Origin of the sequence: Burkholderia sp. BCC1638, from assembly GCF_902833195.1 — a bacterium.
In the GTDB taxonomy this organism is placed as follows: domain Bacteria; phylum Pseudomonadota; class Gammaproteobacteria; order Burkholderiales; family Burkholderiaceae; genus Burkholderia; species Burkholderia diffusa.
Genome location: NZ_CADFEC010000004.1, coordinates 154,782 through 172,029, shown reverse-complemented (window position 1 = coordinate 172,029; position 17,248 = coordinate 154,782). Strand labels below are relative to the sequence as shown.

At 67.5% G+C, this 17,248-nt stretch carries 16 protein-coding genes, 1 tRNA gene and 1 riboswitch; of the genes, 5 read left to right on the top strand and 12 right to left on the bottom strand.

Annotated features, from left to right (window positions below; translation table 11 throughout):
• Window positions 1-32: 32 nt before the first annotated feature.
• Entirely contained in the window at window positions 33-626 is a 594-nt protein-coding gene (locus HWX22_RS06130) for a chorismate mutase (protein ID WP_059530108.1), read from the bottom strand.
• A 220-nt stretch (window positions 627-846) separates the two neighbouring features.
• Window positions 847-993, bottom strand: coding sequence for a hypothetical protein (locus HWX22_RS06125; protein WP_167359231.1), 147 nt, complete (start codon window positions 991-993; stop codon window positions 847-849).
• A gap of 197 nt (window positions 994-1,190) precedes the next feature.
• On the opposite strand from HWX22_RS06125, the gene HWX22_RS06120 reads away from it, so the two are divergent.
• From HWX22_RS06120 to HWX22_RS06105, 4 genes are all read left to right on the top strand, one after another.
• Entirely contained in the window at window positions 1,191-1,580 is a 390-nt protein-coding gene (locus HWX22_RS06120; protein ID WP_175907467.1) for a DUF2946 domain-containing protein, read from the top strand.
• 127 nt (window positions 1,581-1,707) lie between these two features.
• Window positions 1,708-4,056 (top strand): TonB-dependent receptor, encoded by a 2,349-nt coding sequence (locus HWX22_RS06115; RefSeq protein ID WP_175915221.1) that lies wholly within the window; start codon window positions 1,708-1,710, stop codon window positions 4,054-4,056.
• On the top strand, window positions 4,044-5,303 hold the full coding sequence (locus HWX22_RS06110) for a sialidase family protein (protein WP_175915220.1): 1,260 nt from the start codon (window positions 4,044-4,046) through the stop codon (window positions 5,301-5,303). The genes HWX22_RS06115 and HWX22_RS06110 overlap by 13 nt, the downstream gene beginning before the upstream one ends.
• On the top strand, window positions 5,300-5,782 hold the full coding sequence (locus tag HWX22_RS06105; RefSeq protein WP_059816289.1) for a hypothetical protein: 483 nt from the start codon (window positions 5,300-5,302) through the stop codon (window positions 5,780-5,782). The genes HWX22_RS06110 and HWX22_RS06105 overlap by 4 nt, the downstream gene beginning before the upstream one ends.
• A 90-nt stretch (window positions 5,783-5,872) precedes the next feature.
• Here the strand turns inward: HWX22_RS06105 and HWX22_RS06100 are convergent, their stop codons facing one another.
• From HWX22_RS06100 to pepN, 7 genes are all read right to left on the bottom strand, one after another.
• On the bottom strand, window positions 5,873-6,127 hold the full coding sequence (locus HWX22_RS06100) for a GlsB/YeaQ/YmgE family stress response membrane protein (RefSeq protein WP_059530096.1): 255 nt from the start codon (window positions 6,125-6,127) through the stop codon (window positions 5,873-5,875).
• Window positions 6,128-6,341: 214 nt separating this feature from the next.
• Window positions 6,342-6,554 carry a hypothetical protein gene (locus HWX22_RS06095; protein WP_059530094.1) on the bottom strand — a complete coding sequence of 71 codons (213 nt, stop codon included), beginning with the start codon at window positions 6,552-6,554 and terminating at the stop codon, window positions 6,342-6,344.
• Complete coding sequence (locus HWX22_RS06090) at window positions 6,551-8,296, bottom strand: FAD-dependent oxidoreductase (protein ID WP_175915219.1); 1,746 nt, start codon at window positions 8,294-8,296, stop codon at window positions 6,551-6,553. Before HWX22_RS06090 ends, HWX22_RS06095 begins: the two co-directional genes overlap by 4 nt.
• Window positions 8,297-8,472: 176 nt before the next feature.
• Window positions 8,473-9,282 (bottom strand): LuxR C-terminal-related transcriptional regulator, encoded by an 810-nt coding sequence (locus HWX22_RS06085; RefSeq protein WP_175915218.1) that lies wholly within the window; start codon window positions 9,280-9,282, stop codon window positions 8,473-8,475.
• 181 nt (window positions 9,283-9,463) lie between these two features.
• Window positions 9,464-9,539, bottom strand: a tRNA-Thr gene (locus HWX22_RS06080).
• A 209-nt stretch (window positions 9,540-9,748) separates the two neighbouring features.
• A complete protein-coding gene (locus tag HWX22_RS06075) occupies window positions 9,749-10,768 on the bottom strand; it encodes a class 1 fructose-bisphosphatase (RefSeq protein WP_059530086.1) in 1,020 nt (339 codons plus the stop codon).
• 288 nt (window positions 10,769-11,056) lie between these two features.
• Entirely contained in the window at window positions 11,057-13,750 is a 2,694-nt protein-coding gene (gene pepN / locus HWX22_RS06070) for an aminopeptidase N (RefSeq protein WP_059816280.1), read from the bottom strand.
• A gap of 186 nt (window positions 13,751-13,936) precedes the next feature.
• Here pepN and HWX22_RS06065 point away from each other — a divergent pair, with 186 nt between their 5' ends.
• The gene (locus HWX22_RS06065; protein ID WP_175915217.1) at window positions 13,937-14,638 is read left to right on the top strand and encodes a DUF4136 domain-containing protein; all 702 of its coding nucleotides are present in this window, start codon (window positions 13,937-13,939) and stop codon (window positions 14,636-14,638) included.
• 52 nt (window positions 14,639-14,690) lie between these two features.
• Here HWX22_RS06065 and HWX22_RS06060 read toward each other — a convergent pair whose 3' ends face one another.
• The 3 genes from HWX22_RS06060 to HWX22_RS06050 form a co-directional block, all read right to left on the bottom strand.
• Window positions 14,691-15,263: a TMEM165/GDT1 family protein gene (locus HWX22_RS06060; RefSeq protein ID WP_059448199.1), complete on the bottom strand. Its 573-nt coding sequence runs from the start codon at window positions 15,261-15,263 to the stop codon at window positions 14,691-14,693.
• 91 nt (window positions 15,264-15,354) lie between these two features.
• A riboswitch (yybP-ykoY riboswitch) is annotated at window positions 15,355-15,479 on the bottom strand.
• A 96-nt stretch (window positions 15,480-15,575) separates the two neighbouring features.
• Window positions 15,576-16,895 carry a guanine deaminase gene (gene guaD / locus HWX22_RS06055; RefSeq protein ID WP_175915216.1) on the bottom strand — a complete coding sequence of 440 codons (1,320 nt, stop codon included), beginning with the start codon at window positions 16,893-16,895 and terminating at the stop codon, window positions 15,576-15,578.
• Window positions 16,892-17,242 (bottom strand): hypothetical protein, encoded by a 351-nt coding sequence (locus HWX22_RS06050; protein ID WP_175915215.1) that lies wholly within the window; start codon window positions 17,240-17,242, stop codon window positions 16,892-16,894. The genes guaD and HWX22_RS06050 overlap by 4 nt, the downstream gene beginning before the upstream one ends.
• Window positions 17,243-17,248 lie beyond the last annotated feature (6 nt).

Here is a 17,248-nt window from a genome sequence, read left to right as displayed (position 1 = left end):
GGCCGGCTGCCGCGCGCAATGGCCGTGCGCCGTCAGCCGATCGCGCTGGCGCCGCCGGCGGAGCAGACGTGCGACAGCGCGATGCCGAGCGCCTGCGTCTGGGTGCGGTCGTAGCGGGTCAGTGTTTTCCAGTTCGCGATGCTGCGTGCGAGCCGCGCCTGGCAGTCGGGTGCGTCGCGCAGCGGTGCGACCTGCGCGAGGCCGGCCAGCATCTTTTGCGTGAGCTGATCGAGCGCCGGCCGCGTGCTGGTCGCGAGGTCGGGCGGGGAGCCTTCCGGCGGCCGCGTCGCGCGCCACGTTGCAAAGAGCGCGTTCTGCACGTCCTTGCTCGCGGCGATCTGATCCTCGAAGAACGTGCGCGCAAACGCCGGATCCACGCCGGACTGTGCGGCGCGCTTCTCGACCGATGCGAGCAGTGCCGCTTCGCGCGGTTGGTCCTCGATTGCCTTGTGATTCGCCCATTTCCATCGCGCGACGGGTTCGGCCAGGGCGAGCCGCTGCGATGCGAGCGCGACGAGATTGGTGAGCGCGGTGTCGTCGCCGTCCGCGCGTGCGATGTGCGGCGACGAAAAAAGGGCGACGCCGAGCGCGGCGACAGCGACGCTGGCACGAATGGCTTGTTTCATCGGAACGATCGGGAGAACCGGACGGGCCGGAGGTGGAAAACCAGAAGGATAGACGAAGACAGTCGCGCGGCGGAACGACGCGACAGAAGAATCAGCGGACGCGCTGATCCGGCACCGTCAGGCCGTTGCAGCCCGGGTGCGAAGCGATCTGCGCCGAAAACGCAGCGATGAACCGCACGATATCGATCGACACGTGGCGGTTACAGAACGGAACGTAGATTCACTTCGGCGAGTACAGCTTGTGCTGCTCGTCGAAGAATGCCCGGACATACTCGGGCAACTCGGCGAGGAATTCCACGCCGACGGGTTCCGGATCCGGGCTCATCACTTGCTCGGGCGGGGGCATGCGGGTTGGTCTTTCGTCCATGGTCATTTCTCCAGCAGGTTCAATAATTATCAACCTCGCGCTCGGATTTTTGCCAGAGGCGAATCGTTAGATTTTGTCTCTGTTGTATTAACGGCACATGCGCTGCTGCGCACCGTGCGATGCCGACTATTGCACCTCGCACGTCGGCAACGATCAGGCCGCTTGTTATACTTGCGCGCACTTTTTCCTGGACCGCGATGAAACGAACGACGCGATGGATCGGCCTCGTATGGTTGGCGCTCGTACTGAACGTACTGTCGCCCGTCGTCGGCTACGCGCGTCTCGCATCGAACGGTTCCGGCGAGCTCACGCTCGAATTGTGCAGTGCGGCAGGTGCGCGTCAGATCGTCCTCGCGCAGTCGGGCGACGACCGCGGCACATCGTCGTTCGACCATGCCGGCGTGCCGCACTGCGTGTACTGTCCCGGCTTCGCGGCGAACGTGGCGCTCGGCACGAGCCTGCCTGCGTTGCCGGGCTTCGTGCGCGCCTTCGCGTACCGGGCGACCGCCCCGGCCGTTCCCGTTTTTCCCCGCAAGGGCATCCGTCTCGCGCAGCCGCGCGGCCCGCCTGAAAACGTCCCGATCTGATTGATATCGTCCGCGCGCCCCGGTGGCGCGCGTGCCGCCCGCGGCCCGGTCCGCGCGCCGCGCCGTGTGCGCGCGGCGCGTCGGCTCGCGCCCGGCGGTGTCCGGTCACGTTTCCAGGAATTCATCCATGTCGTTCACCTTCGCCGCGCGGCCGTCGCGCGGCCGGCTCGCGCTCGCCTGCGTGGCCGTTTTTGCCTGGCCTGCCGCGCAGGCGGCCACGATCGATGGCGTATCCGCTGACCCGGCGCCCGGCAGTCCGGGCGACCCGGCCGGCCATGCCGCACCGGTTGCCGCGCCCGCGCCGACCGGCGACACGTTGACCGCCGTCAGCGTCATCGCTCGGCGGCGACCCGTCGATCCCGATACGCCGGCCGTCGTCGAGTCGATCACGCGCGAGCAGATCGACGCGCACACCAACGTCACCACCGAGGACGCGCTGAAGTACGCCCCCAACCTGATGGTTCGCAAGCGCTACATCGGCGACCGCAACAGCGTGTTCGCCGGCCGCGACTTCAACGAGCTGCAGAGCGCGCGCGGGCTCGTCTACGCCGACGGCCTGTTGCTGTCGAACCTGCTCGGGTCGAGCTATGCGTATCCGCCGCGCTGGTCGCTGATCGCGCCCGACGATATCGCGCGCGTCGACGTGCTGTATGGTCCCTTTTCCGCGCTGTATCCCGGCAACGCGATCGGCTCGACCGTGCTGCTGACGACGCGGCGTCCCGACGCACTCGAGGCGTCGCTGTCGACGCAGTTCTTCACGCAGCGCTATCACGACGGCTACGGCTTCGCGGACAGCTTCGGCGGCAATCACCAGACCGCGCGGATCGCGAACCGCATCGGCAAGTTCTGGTTTTCGCTGTCGCTCGACCGGCTGGAGAACAACGGCCAGCCGATGCAGTATGCGGGCCCCAATTCAGCCTACAACCCGAAGCTCGGCGCCGCGGTGCCGGTGACGGGGGCGGCTACCGACATCGGACCGAACGGCAAGCCGCGCACGATCGTCGGCGCGCAGACCATCGAGCGGACCGAGCAGCTCAACGGGACGGTGCGGATGGGCTACGCGTTCACGGACCGCGTCGACGCGACACTGACGCTCGGGCACTGGGAAAACCATTACCGGCAGCACGGCGAAACCTTCCTGCGCGATGCGGCCGGCAATCCCGTCTACGGCGGCAACGTGTCGATCGGCGGCCGGAACATGACCGTCGCGCCGAGCGCGTTCGCGCCGCAGCGCGGCGACCAGGAGAACTGGCTGTACGCGCTCGGCCTGAACGGCCGGCTCGATTCGGGCTGGCGGCTGTCGGGCGTGGTGTCGGCGTACGACGTGTCGCGCGACGTGCTGCGCGCGGCGTCGACCGTGCAGGGCGGGGCGGGCACGCTGTTCCAGGGCGACGGCACGGGCTGGCGCACGTTCGACCTGAAGGCCGATGCGCAGGAAGTGAAGGGCCACGCATTCACGTTCGGCTATCACTACGACAACTATTTCCTGCGCAACGTCACGTACAACACGGCCGACTGGCTGGCAGGGCCGACTACGTCGGTCGCGAGCGTCTACCGGGGCGACACGCGCACGCAGGCGCTGTTCGCGCAGGACGCGTGGCGTTTCGCGCCCGGCTGGCTCGCGACCCTCGGCCTGCGCTACGAGCGCTGGGATGCATACGGCGGCGCGCTCGGCAACGCCAACGGCATGCTCGGCTACGCGGACCGCGGCGCGAATGCGCTGTCGCCGAAAGTCGCACTGCAATGGGACGCGACGGACGTCTGGCGCTTCCGGCTGTCGTTCGCGACCGGCACGCGCTTTCCGACGGTCGGCGAACTGTTCCAGGGCACGATCTCGAACAACGCGATCCTCAACAACAACCCGAACCTGCGTCCGGAAAAGGCGATCGACTGGGACTTCACGGCCGAGCGCGACGTGGGCGTCGGCGTCGTGCGCGCGAGCGTGTTCCAGAGCGATCTGCGCGATTCGATCTACAGCCAGACGACGGTGTCGGGCGCATCGACCGTCACCAACATCTCGAACGTCGATCGCGTGCGCGTACGCGGCGTCGAACTCGCATTCAGCGGTCAGAGCGTCGGGCTGCGCGGGCTCGACATCGACGCGAACGTGTCGGCGAGCAACGCGCAGATTCTGGCCGACACCGCGAATCCGGCTTACGTCGGTTCGCGCTTTCCGCGCATCCCGCGCATGCGCGCGAACCTGCTCGCGTCGTACCGCTTCGACGAGCACTGGCTCGCGAGCGTCGGCGTCCGCTACTCGGGCCGCCAGTTCAATACGCTCGACAACGGCGACGTGAATCCGGACGTGTACGGCGGCACGAGCATCTTCACGGTCGTCGACCTGAAGGCGCGCTACCGGTTCGACCGTCACTGGACCGCATCGCTCGGCATCGACAACCTGACCGACCGTCGCTATTACGTGTTCCACCCGTATCCGGGCCGCACTTTCTTCGGAGAACTGAAATGGTCGCTGTGAAATCGTTCGCGGCAGGCTGTGCGCTGTGGCTCGCGGCGCTGTCGCCCGCACGCGCGCACGACGCGCCGAACGCCGTCGATCCGCATGCGGCGCACATGAGCATGCAGGCCGCGCCGGCGCAGCAGAAGCAGCCGCTCGCGACCGGCGCCGCATTCGACGCGCGGCACCGGCTGTGGGTCGCATGGGTTGAAGGCGCGCACGTCGTCGTCGCGCACTCGGACGACGCGGGCCGCACGCTGTCCGCACCCACGACCGTCAACGCGATGCCCGAGCCGATCTACACGAGTGCGGAGAATCGCCCGAAGATCGCGACGAGCCCGGACGGTCGCGCGGTGTACGTGTCGTGGTCGATGCCGCTCGATGCGCCGTACACCGGCATGGTGCGCTTCTCGCGTTCGCTCGACGGCGGCGCGACCTGGAGCGTGCCCGTCACCGTGCATCGCGACCGGCAGGCGATCACGCACCGCTTCGACATGATGGCGGTCGATCCGGCCGGCAACATCGCGATCGCGTGGATCGACAAGCGCGATCTCGTCGCGGCGAAGGCGGCGGGGCAGACGTACGACGGCGCGGCCGTCTACTTCGCCGTGTCGCGCGACGGCGGCGCGTCGTTCGAGCCCGAGCGCAAGGTCACCGATCACACATGCGAATGCTGCCGCATCGCGATGGCGATCGATCCGGCCGGACATATCGAAGCGGTGTGGCGCAACGTGTTCCCGGGGCAGATCCGCGATCATGCGCTCGCGGTGCTGCCCGTGTCGGCGTCGGAGCCCGTCGCGCCGGTGCGCGCGACGTTCTCGAACTGGCACGTCGAGGCGTGCCCCGAGCACGGGCCGGCGCTCGCGATCACGCCGGACGGCACGCGCCACATTGCGTGGTTCGGCGTCGTCGAGGGTCGCGCCGACGTGTTCTATTCGCGCATCGGCGCCGATGACCGGGCGCTCGGCACGCCCTGGGCGTTCGGCGCGAATCCGGCGGTACCGGCCGAGCAAGCATCGCATGCGGCGCTCGTCGCGCGCGGCGATGTCGTGTGGCTCGCATGGAAGGCGTTCGACGGCGACACGATGCAGATCAAGCTGCGCCGCTCGGACGATCGCGGCGAGCACTGGTCGGCGCCGCGCGTGATCGCGTCGACGTCGGGTGCGAGCGACAACCCGCAACTGCTCGACGATGCAGGACGCATCTACCTGTCGTGGCGTACGCGCCACGACGGCTATCGACTCATTCCCGTGGAGGGAGAGCAATGAAACGACTGATGGTGTCGATCGGCGCCGTGCTTGCGAGCTTGCCCGCATGGGCCGGTGAACTGCAGCCGCTGCGCGCGGCCGAGGTCGCGAAGTTGTACGCGACGGCGACAGAACGGCCGCTCGCGGTCGAGATCTGGTCGCTCGATTGCGGCTACTGCCGCGAGAACGCCGTGCATCTGGTCGCGTGGCAGCGCCGGCATCCGGACGTGCGGCTCGCGATGGTCTCGATGGACGCGTACGACGACAACGGTGCGGCAATCGCACAGGCGCTCGCGCAAATGAACCTGCCGCCGCAGGTCGCGCAATATGCGAACGCGGAGCCGATGCCCGAGCGTCTGCGAGCGGCACTCGATGCGAGGTGGCGGGGAGAAATGCCGCGTACCGTGTGGATCGGACGCGATGGTGCACGCGAGGCGCGCAGCGGATTGCTGACGACCGACGTGCTCGACGGCTGGTTGCAAGGCGGCAAGCGCCGGTGAAAGCGGAAGGTGGCGCGCGGGCGATGCCGCGCGCCGCTCCGATGCAAATACGAATCGAAAGCGCGCGCCCGGAGGCGCGCAAGAAGATCGTCAGGCCGCGCGCCTGAACAGCCGGATCACGAACAGCAGGATCACGGCGCCGATGACCGCGACGATCACCGAACCGATGAAGCCGCTGCCGAGGCTGATGCCGAGCACCCCGGCCAGCCAGCCGCCGATCACCGCGCCGACGATGCCGACGATGATGTCGACGATCAGGCCGAACCCGCCGCCCTTGACGAGCAGGCCCGCCAGCCAGCCGGCGATCGCGCCGATGATGAGCCACATAATCAAGCCATGAGTCATGGTGATCCTCTCCTTGTGTTGAGTCGAAATGACCGGACGTCGGCTGTTTCGCCGCAAGCTGCATGAAGGCGGCATGCGACCCGCCGCGCCGCCCACGCAATGTAACGCGATAGACGGGTCGGAATCGTTAAGTAATGTTATGCACCCTTAACGGGTTTTTCCAGGGGATTCGTCTGGCTACGCAATGAATCTGCAAGGAAAGGGGCGCCATGTGTCATCGTCCGTGCGTCGGCGTCGATGCGTCGGTGTCGGGCAGGCCGTCACCGGCGTCGGCAATCAGGCGGGTGACGGTCGCCGCGTCGCCGATCGCCTCGATCGCGAGCAGTGCGAAGCGCGCGAGAAAGAGCGATGCATCGGTTTCGCCGATGCGAGTCATCGTGCGGCACAGGTCGGTGTAAAGGATGTCGCGTTCGGTGTCGGTCATCATGCGTTCTCCTGAGGATCGGATGACGTGTGCGGGTGCAGCACGCGCTCGAGTGCGGCGCTCAGGTCGGTGACGCGCGCATCGTGCCAGCGGCCGAGCACATGTCCGTCCGGACGCACGAGATAGACGGTGCCGTCGCGCGCGCCGTACAGGTCGAACAGCCGGCCGTCGGCATCGTAGCCGCCGCATCGCGGATGTTGCGGTGCCGCGTGCCGCGCGAGCGTGACCAGCGCGAACGGTATGCCGGCGTCGTGCAGGCGTCGTTCGAGATCGGCGAACGACGGATCGGACGCACCGTCGCGTGTGAAGCGGAACGCGGTGAAGCACGCGCCGACGAGATCGGTCAGGTGGCCGCGACGCACGCCGTTGTCGTTGCCGATGTCGCTCGACGCCTGCAGCATTAGCGGACATTCGGCGAGTACCGTGCCGGGCGGCGGCCCAGCCGAGAACGCATCGCGTTCGTCCGCATTGAGCGGCGACGTCGTGTAAGCGATGGCCGATGTCTGACGCGGATTGATCAGCGAACGCAACGCCGGATGCCGGGCCGCGAGCGTCAGCACGGCCTTGCGCATCAGGTCGAATGCGAACGACGGCGGCGCCATGAACTCGGTGCTCTTGGTGCCGTAGCGCAGGTTCTCGTGCGTCGCGAACACGCGCTCGTCCGAATAGCTGTCGAGCAGCGCGTCCGACGCGAGGCCGCGAATCACGTACGCCAGTTTCCACGCGACATTGTCGGCATCGTCGATTCCCGAGTTCGCGCCGCGCACGCCGAAGATCGGCACGAGGTGCGCGGCGTCGCCACAGAACAGCACGCGGCCGTGCCGGTAGCGTTCGAGCGTCAGCGCGTTCGCCTTGTAGATCGTGATCCAGATCGGCGACCAGTCGCCGCGCTCGCCCATCATGTCGAGCAGGCTCTGCACGCGCGGGATCACGTTCTCGGGTTTGACGGCCGCTTCGGGATCCTCATCGTCGCGCAGCTGGTAGTCGATCCGCCACACGTTGTCGGGCTGCTTGTGGACGAGTACCGTCGAGCCCGGATTCGACGCCGGGTCGAAGTAGGCGAGTCGCTCGGTCGGCCGATCGCTGTCGAGCGCGATGTCGACGATCACGTAACGGCCTTCGTAGCTGGTGCCGTGCAGCGACAGGCCGAGCGCATCGCGCATCGTGCTGCGCCCGCCGTCGCTCGCGACGACCCAGTCGGCATCGAGCGCGTAGCCGCCGAGCGGCGTATCGACGTCGAGACGTACGCCGTCCGGGCGCTGCGTGACGCCGGCGACCTTCGTCTGCCAGCGGACTTCGATGAGTTCGGGGCGGCGCAGTGCGGCGTCGAGCAGGAACTGCTCGATGTGATACTGCGCGAGGTTCACCATCGGCGGCAGCTTCTGGTTTTCGTCCTGCGGCATCGTGAAATGCAGCACTTCGTCGTGACGATAGAAGCTGCGTCCGCCGCTCCACGGCAGTCCGACGCGAAGGAAACGATCGAGTGCGCCGAGCCGTTCGATGATCTCGAGGCTGCGTCGCGAGATGCAGATCGCGCGGCTGCCGTGACAGACTGAATCATCGGCTTCGAGCAGCACGCTGCGGATGCCGTGATTGGCGAGGCCGAGCGCGACGGCGAGGCCGACCGGCCCGCCGCCGACGATCGCGACGCGGTGCCGCTGCATGTCGACACTGTCGCTGCAGGTCGGCAGATGCGCGGGATGGCGCGCGGCGACGAACGGATATGGCTTGACTTCGATGCCCATCGTTGGCTTCCAGGTTGCACTGTTGGAATGCGCACGCTCGACGACGCGATGCGTGCGGCAGGCTGGATGCAGTATGGAAGCCGTACCGAACACCGCTGTCCCCATTCCGGGGACAGCGTTCGGCCGGCGGCGGGCCGGGATTTACCCCCGACGCGTTCAGGATCGGCGAGCGCGGTTCAGGGTTGGAGGCACAGCGCAAAAAGCTGGCGCTGGCTCGAGATGCCGAGGCGCCGGTACGCGCGCTTCTGATAGGTGACGACGCTGGAGGCCTTCACGCCGATCGTTTCACCGATCTCCTGCGCGGTCTGGCCTTCGAGCACGCCGCGCAGCACGTCGAGTTCGCGCTTGGACAGTGCCGGGCATGCGCCGCGCAGCCGCGCGAGCATCAGTTGCGGGATGCCGATCTGCGCCGCGCCGGCGAGCGCGTAGTGATGCTGTGCGGCCTGCGCGATCAGCGGTGCGAGCGTTTCGATGGCCGCGATCTCGCGCGGCTGGAACGCGCCGCTGCGATGCGCGCGATACAGGTTGATCGACAGCCAGGTCGAGTCGTTCGGCTGCATCAGCAACGCGAGGCGATCGGACACGTCGGGGCCGCGGTAGCAGGCTGCCCGATATGTGTCGTGGCAGATCTCGTCGCCGGCCTGCTGATGCAGCAGCACGTCGCGGCGGTGCGTTGCGCGACCCGCGGCCGAGACGATCTTCTGGTTGCCGTCGAGCGGATAGAAATGTCGCACGTAGGTGTCGGCGACGTCACGCAGGTAGCGGCCGCCGCGATGATCGGCGACCGACACTGTGCGTGGCCGGCTGCCGAACTCATACGCGAAGATCATGCACTGCGTGACGGACAGCGCATCGTCGAACAGCTTCAGGATTTCCGCGGCGAACGCATTCGGCTCGCTGCCGCCGATCGCGGTGACGAGACCGGTCGCGCGGGACACGTCCAGTTGTCCGCCGAGGTTGGGTCGTTCGAGGCGCCAGATGCGCATGATGCGGGGGAAGGGCCGGGTGGTCCGGCGATTGTAATCGGCGGCGCGCGGCGCGGGAGTCGGGGGATGCCCGCAAGCGGAAATGACGGGGAGGGTGGCGCAGGACTTCGTCGTGTATAGGAAATCGTCGCCGGAAAAGAGAAAAGGCCTGATAAGCGATGCTTATCAGGCCTTTATATCTTGGTGCCGGAGATAGGAGTCGAACCTACGACCTTCGCATTACGAATGCGCTGCTCTACCAACTGAGCTACACCGGCAGCAGAGAAATGAAATTATATGGTGAAATCCGAGATCTTGGCAATAGGTTTTGCGAAATTTTTTTCAGCTTGCTGCGGCTGCTTCGCGAAACCATCGATCCGGCGGACTTCCCGCTTTCACTTCACTGCGATGCAGCCTGTCAGGGCCACATCGCGAAGGCGCGATTGTACTGGCGTCTCGCACCTCCGTCTAGTGCTGCAGTGCAAATTTATTTGCCTTCGCCTTCGTTGTGATAGCTGGTCACGCGCTCGACTTCGTTCTTCGAACCGAGGAACACCGGCACGCGCTGGTGCAGGCCGGTCGGCTGCACTTCCATGATGCGCTGCGTGCCCGTCGTCGCGGCGCCGCCGGCCTGTTCGACGATGAACGACATCGGGTTCGCTTCGTACATCAGGCGCAGCTTGCCCGGACGATCGGGCGTGCGCTTGTCGGCCGGGTACATGAAGATGCCGCCGCGGTTCAGGATCCGGTGCACGTCGGCCACCATCGACGCGATCCAGCGCATGTTGAAGTTGTCGCCGCGCGGGCCTTCCTTGCCGGCGTTCAGTTCGCTGACGTAGCGCTGGACCGGTTCATACCAGTGACGTGCGTTCGATGCGTTGATCGCGTATTCGCGCGTATCGGCCGGGATCTGCATGTTGCTTTGCGTGAGCACCCACGAGCCGACTTCGCGGTCGAGCGTGAAGCAGTTCACGCCGTTGCCGGTCGTCAGTACGAATACGGATTGCGGGCCATACACCGCGTAGCCGGCCGCGACCTGCTCCGTGCCCGGTTGCAGGAACGATTCCTCGGTGGCCTGCTTGCCGTCCGGGCAGCGCAGCACCGAGAAGATCGTGCCGATCGACACGTTCACGTCGATGTTCGACGAGCCGTCGAGCGGGTCGAACACGAGCAGGTATTCGCCGCGCGGGTAGTTCGCAGGGATCGGGAAGAACGTTTCCATTTCTTCCGACGCCATCGCGGCGAGGTTGCCGCCCCATTCGTTCGCGTCGAGCAGGATTTCGTTCGACAGGATGTCGAGCTTCTTCTGCACTTCGCCCTGGACGTTCTCGCTGCCGGCGGTACCGAGTGCATCGCCGAGCGCGCCCTTCGACACGTTGTAGCTGATCGCCTTGCACGCGCGGGCGACGACTTCGATCAGCAGGCGGAGGTCGGCGGGGAGGTTGTTGGTCTCACGCTGCTGCTCGATCAGGAACTTGGACAGCGTGGTGCGGCGGGCAATGGACATGACAGACTCCGAAAGGCCAAAGAATCCTTGAATTGCCGCAATTTTACCCGGCGCGCCTCCCGAGCCGCCGCCTTTTTTCGTCCGGTTACATGGTCGGTCGGCTGCCCCGGCCGGGTGCCGGCGTGCGTGGCGCGGCGGCTCGGCGCGAAAGCGGCGGTAAAACCGGGCGGCTGAACACATGGTCCGGCTCCAACCCCGCCAACCTTCAGACGACAAAAAAGCCGGCGCCGCAACGGGGCGGCGCCGGCTTCGTCGCATGGGCACGCGACGCGAATCGCGTGCGTGACGTTACGCGAGGGCCTTCTCGACGATCTCGCGCACGTCGCGCGATTTCGCGCCGGCGGCGACCTGCTCGAGCGCATCGCGCATCCGGTCGCGCAGCGCCGGCGTGAAGCGGCGCCACAGTTCGAGCGAGCGGGCGAGGCGCGCGGCGACCTGCGGGTTGATCGCGTCGAGCGCGAGCACCTGTTCGGCCCAGAACGCGTAGCCCGAGCCGTCCGCCGCGTGGAATTGCGCCGGGTTCGCCGCGCAGAAACTGAAGATCAGCGAGCGTGCGCGGTTCGGGTTCTTCAGATTGAACGCGGGGTGGGCCATCAGCTTGCGGACCTTCGCGAGCGTCGGCTGCGTGGACGTGCCGCGCTGCGCGGCCTGCATCGCGAACCACTTGTCGATCACGAGCGCTTCCTTCTCGAAGCGACGGTAGAAGTCGTCGAGCGCGTGTGCGGCCGCGTCGTTCGCGCCTGATGCCGCGGCGGACAGCAGCGCGCCGAGCGCGGCGGCACGATCGGTCATGTTGTTCGCCGCGTCGTACTGCGCGGTCGCAATGCGCACGGCGTCGGCCGGATCCTCGAGTTCGGCGAGATACGCGAGCGCGAGGTTCTTCAGCGCACGGCGGCCGGATGCGTCGGGCGTCGGCTCGTACGCGCCCGGCGTCTGGTGCTGCTCGTACGCGGCGAGCCACTCCGCGCGCAGCGCGGTCGCGAGCTGGCGGCGCACGAACTGGCGCGCGCGATGCACGGCGGCCGGATCGGCTTCCGCCATCTGGTCGGCCAGATAGGTTTCCGACGGCAGCGTCAACGCGAGTTCGCGGAACGCGGGCGACAGGTCTGCATCGGTCAGCACGCGGCGGAACGCGGCGACGAAGTTCTCGCCGAGCGTGAGCGGCTCGTTCGCGGCGGCGCGCGCGGCGAGCGTCAGCAGCGCGCGCGTCGCGAGGCGCTGGCCGGCTTCCCAGCGGTTGAACGGGTCGCTGTCGTGGGCGAGCAGGAAGGCGAGGTCGTCGTCGCTGTAGTCATACTCGACGATCACCGGTGCCGAGAAATTGCGCAGCAGCGACGGCAGCGGCTGCTCCGGCACGTCGACGAACGTGAAGGTCTGTTCGGTGTCGGTGAAGTCGAGCACGCGCGTCGTGCCCGACGCGGCCGCTTCGCCGTCGAGACGCAACGGCAGGTCGCGGCCGTCGCGGCCGATCAGGCCGATCGCGAACGGAATCAGCAGCGGCCCCTGCTGCGTCTCGCGCGCGGCCGGCGACGCATTGCCGTAGCCTTGCGCGAGCGTGACCGTGTAGCGGCGCGCGGCTGCGTCGTACGCGGTGCGCACCGACACGCGCGGCGTGCCGGCCTGGCTGTACCAGCGTTCGAATTGCGCGAGATCGCGTCCGTTTGCATCGGCCATCGCATGACGGAAGTCGTCGCACGTCACGGCGTGACCGTCGTGGCGCTTGAAGTACAGGTCCATTCCCTTGCGGAAGCCGTCGCGGCCGAACAGCGTCTGGTACATCCGCACGACTTCCGAGCCTTTCTCGTAGACGGTCATCGTGTAGAAGTTATTGATCTCGACGTAGCTTTCCGGACGCACCGGATGCGCCATCGGGCCCGCATCCTCGGCGAACTGCAGCTGGCGCAGCACGCGCACGTCCTCGATGCGCTTGACCGCGCGGGCCGCGGAATCGATGTCGTCGCCCGCCGCCATGTCGGCCGAGAATTCCTGGTCGCGGAACACCGTCAGGCCTTCCTTCAGGCTCAGCTGGAACCAGTCGCGGCAGGTCACGCGGTTGCCGGTCCAGTTGTGGAAGTACTCGTGGCCGACCACCGATTCGATGTTCGCGAAGTCGGTGTCGGTCGCGGTCTCGGGGTTCGCCAGCACGTACTTCGTGTTGAAGATGTTGAGCCCCTTGTTCTCCATCGCGCCCATGTTGAAGTCGCCCACGGCGACGATCATGAAGCGGTCGAGATCGAGCTCGAGGCCGAAGCGCTTCTCGTCCCAGCGGATCGAGTGAATCAGCGAATCCATCGCGTGGCGGGTCTTGTCGAGGTCGGCCGGTTCGACCCAGACCTGCAGCAGCTTTTCCTTGCCGGAGCCGGACGTGATCTTCTCCTCGATCGCGACGAGCTTGCCCGCGACCAGCGCGAACAGATAGCTCGGCTTGCGGAACGGGTCTTCCCATTTCGCGAAGTGGCGGCCGTCGGGCAGTTCGCCCGAGTCGACGAGGTTGCCGTTCGACAGCAGCACCGGATACGCGGTCTTGTCGGCGCGCAGCGTGACGGTATACGACGCCATCACGTCGGGGCGGTCGAGGAAGTAGGTGATGCGGCGAAAGCCCTCGGCCTCGCACTGCGTGAAGAAGTTGCCGCTTGACACGTACAGGCCGGACAGCGTCGTGTTCTGGTCCGGCGCGCACGCGCTGTCGAGCGTGAGCTCGAACGTGTCGGGCACGTTTTCGACGGTCAGCCCGTGTTCGTGCACGCGCACCGCGCCGTACGGCGCGCCGTCGAGGTGTGCACCGAGGAATTCGAGCGCTTCGCCCAGCAGCTCCAGATGCGGCGTCGGCGCCGCGTCCGGATTGCGGCGCACGCGCATCGTATTCCTGACGATCGTGCGGGCCGGCGCGAGATCGAATTCGAGCGCGACGGAATCGATGAGGAAGGCCGGCGGCGTATAGTCGGCGCGGCGGATCACGGTGGAGGAGGCGTTGTCGGACATGGTCGTCGAGATCGGTGGAATGGGGATCGGGCCCGCGGCGCGGGCCGGGCGAACCGGGCCATTGTACAAAGGCTGGCGGCTGCGTGCCGGGCGAACTTTTTACCGGTTCCGGCTGTCCGCGTATTATCGGCATCCCGTGCGGTTCGCGCGGTGCGACGAACGGATGACGGAGCGACGAGGATCGACATGAAACACGAATGGATTCAACGGAGTGCGAGCTGGGCGGCGGTGCTGTGCGTGGCGCTGCTGACGGGCTGCACGAGCTACGTGACGACGCAGGTCACGGCCTTCTCCGACTGGAGCGGCAGCGACGCGACACGCACGTACGCCTTCACGCGCACGGATGCGCAGAAGCACAGCATCGAGCAATCGACTTACGAGCCGATCGTCGCGAACGAGCTGTCCGCGTATGCATTCAGGCAGGTGCCGGCCGCGCAGGCCCGCTATCTGATCGGGCTGGCCTACGGGGTCGGCAGTGATCTGGTGACGGTGCCGCAGCCGGTTTACTACGACCCGTGGTTCATGGGGCCGGGGCCGTACTGGCGGGGCGGGCCGTGGGGCCCGTGGGGGCCCTGGGGGCCGATGCCGGCCGGCTACGTCGCGCAGACCTATCAGGTCTTCGACTACACGCTCGGCATCCGGATCACCGAGCGCGCGACCGGCAAGGAAGTCTACAACGTGACCGCGCGCACCACCGGCGACAATGGTGCGCTGCTGTATGCGATGCCGTTCCTCGCGCGCAGCGCGCTCGCCGATTTCCCGTTGGCGAACGGCGCGATCCGCACGGTGCGGTTGCCGGTCGACAAGCGCGGCGGCCCGGCCGCGCCGGCCGCCAACGAGCGTGCGGTGTCGGCCGTGCCGGCATCGGGGGCGGCGGTCGCGAAGTAATGCGGTATCGACACCGGCGCGGCCGCCCGGCCGCGCCACGTGCCTGCGCGCGTCACGCCCCGACGCCCAGCAGCGCCAGCGCACCGAGCACGACGAACAGCACGGCCGCGATGCCGTGCACCAGCTTCGTCGGCAAGCGGTGCGCGAAACGGTCGCCCAGCAGGATGGCGGGCACGTTCGCCAACATCATCCCGAAAGTCGTGCCGGCCACCACGCCGATGTAATCCTGGAAGCGCGCGGCGAGCGCGACGGTCGCGATCTGCGTCTTGTCACCCATTTCCGCGAGGAAGAACGCGACGAGCGTCGCGCCGAACACGCCGAGCCGCGAGCGGTTGGCATTGGCTTCGTCCGCATCGAGCTTGTCCGGCACGAGGATCCACAGCCCCATCGCGATGAACGAGAACGCGAGCGCCCAGCGCATGATCGACGGCGTGACGAGCGCGCCGAGCCATTCGCCGAGTGCGCCGGCGAAGCCGTGGTTCACGAGCGTCGCGACGAGTACGCCAAGAATGATCGGCACGGGCTTGCGATAGCGCGCGGCCAGCACGAGGGACAGCAGTTGGGTCTTGTCGCCGATTTCAGCGAGGGCGACGGCGCCGGTGGAGATCAGGAAGGCTTGGGACACGTATGGGGTTCCACGGGCCAGTGTTGTGCGTGCGAGCGACGATCCGCCGCGCGCCGGGCCCTGATGCGGCGCGCAGTGAACCATCGGTCTCGCCAGGCCTTCGTGGCTGCGTCCGCCATGGCCGAAAGGCCAAGTCTGTTGACGGACGCCTCCGTCACGATGCGCGCGGTTGGCGCGGAGCATCGAGCGGAGCGGCTACTCCCCAATGAGCGGCGAATTCTAGCACGCCGTGTGGCGTGCGCGGTGCGAATCCGGTTGCGCCGGCGTGCGTCACGACGCACGCCGGCGCAGGCATGGGCAGGCGCGCGCGCGTTACGCGGCGGCGGTGCGGCGTGCGGCGCCGCGCTCGTGCACGAGCTGGCCGGCCGCATACGTGAGGTACACGGCGCGGTCGTCGCCGAGCAGCGCGAACGCGAACAGCAGTTCCTCGAGCGACTCCGCGCGTTTCGTGCGGCGCGCGAGCAGCGGCGTGGCCTGCGGGTCGAGCACGACGAAGTCGGCTTCGGTGCGCGGCGCGAGCGTGCCGACGGTGTCGGCGAGGTCGAGCGCCTGGGCGGCGCCGGCCGTCGCGAGCCAGAACATCCGCGTCGCGGTCAGGTGGTGGCCAGACAGCCGCGCAACCTTGTGCGCCTCGTTCATCGTCTGCAGCATCGAGAACGACGTGCCGCCGCCGACGTCGGTGGCGAGCGTGACGGGCACGTCGAATTCGCCGGCCTTGTCGAAGTCGAACAATCCGCTGCCGAGGAAGAAGTTCGACGTCGGGCAGTGCGCGACGACGGTGCGCGTCTCGGCCATCCGGCGACGGTCCTCGTCGTCGAGGTGGATGCAGTGGCCGTACACCGCGCGCGGGCGCAGCAGTCCGTAACGATCGTAGATGTCGAGATAGCTGCGGTGGCCGGGGAACAGCTCGGCAACCCATTTCACTTCATCGACGTTTTCCGCGACGTGACTCTGCACGAACACGTCCGGATGGCGACGCGCGAGTTCGCCGCATGCCTCGAGCTGCGCCTCGGTGGACGTCGGCGCGAAGCGCGGCGTCAGCGCGTACATCTGGCGGCCCTTGCCGTGCCAGCGGTCGATCAGCTCGGCGCTGTCGTCATAGCCCGATTGCGCGGTGTCGCGCAGGAATTCGGGGCAGTTGCGGTCCATCAGCACCTTGCCCGCGATCATCCGCAGGTCGCGCGCGTCGCTTGCCGCGAACAGCGCGTCGGCCGACTGCTTGTGCACGGTGCAGTAGACGAGCGCGCTCGTCGTGCCGCAGGCGAGCAGTTCGTCGACGAAGAAGTCGGCGACCTCGCGCGCATGTTCCGGATCGCCGAACTGGCGCTCGGTCGGGAACGTGTACTTGTCGAGCCACGGCAGCAGGCCGGGCGCCGGCGACGCGATCATGTCCGTCTGCGGATAGTGGATGTGCGTGTCGATGAAGCCGGGCACGATCAGCTTGTCGCGCAGGTCATGGACGACCGCGTCGCGCGCGAGCGTCGCGGCGAGCCGCGCATGCGGGCCGGCCGCGACGACCTTGCCGTCGTCGACGATCAGAAGGCCGTCGGTCTCGTGGTTCGCGGCCTGGCTCGACTGCGCCGGGTCACCGTTGAAGGTCAGCAGTTGGGAACGGAAAGCGGTTTGCGTCATAACGAATGGTCCTGCATCAAGGTAAGGCGAACAGAAGAAAACGGTCGGCGCCGCGCGGGCGACGGCATGGCGGGTGCTGCCCGGGCATGCGCGACGCGGCGAAGCGCGAAGGCCGGGGCGCCGCGGATGGCGAGCGCGCACGCGAGCGTGGCGGCATGTGCGACCGGCGCGGCGGCGAGCTGCATGACGAGCCGCCACGACAGGCTTCGGCGCGCGACGTCGCACAACGCCGTCGCCAAGCGGGCGACGGGCGCGGCGTCGGCGTGCGCGCGCGGGGCATGCACGCGGCCGGCGTGGCGCAGGGTCGAGCCGGTCGCCACGAAGCGGCTGTCGTCGACGTGTTTCATCTGTCT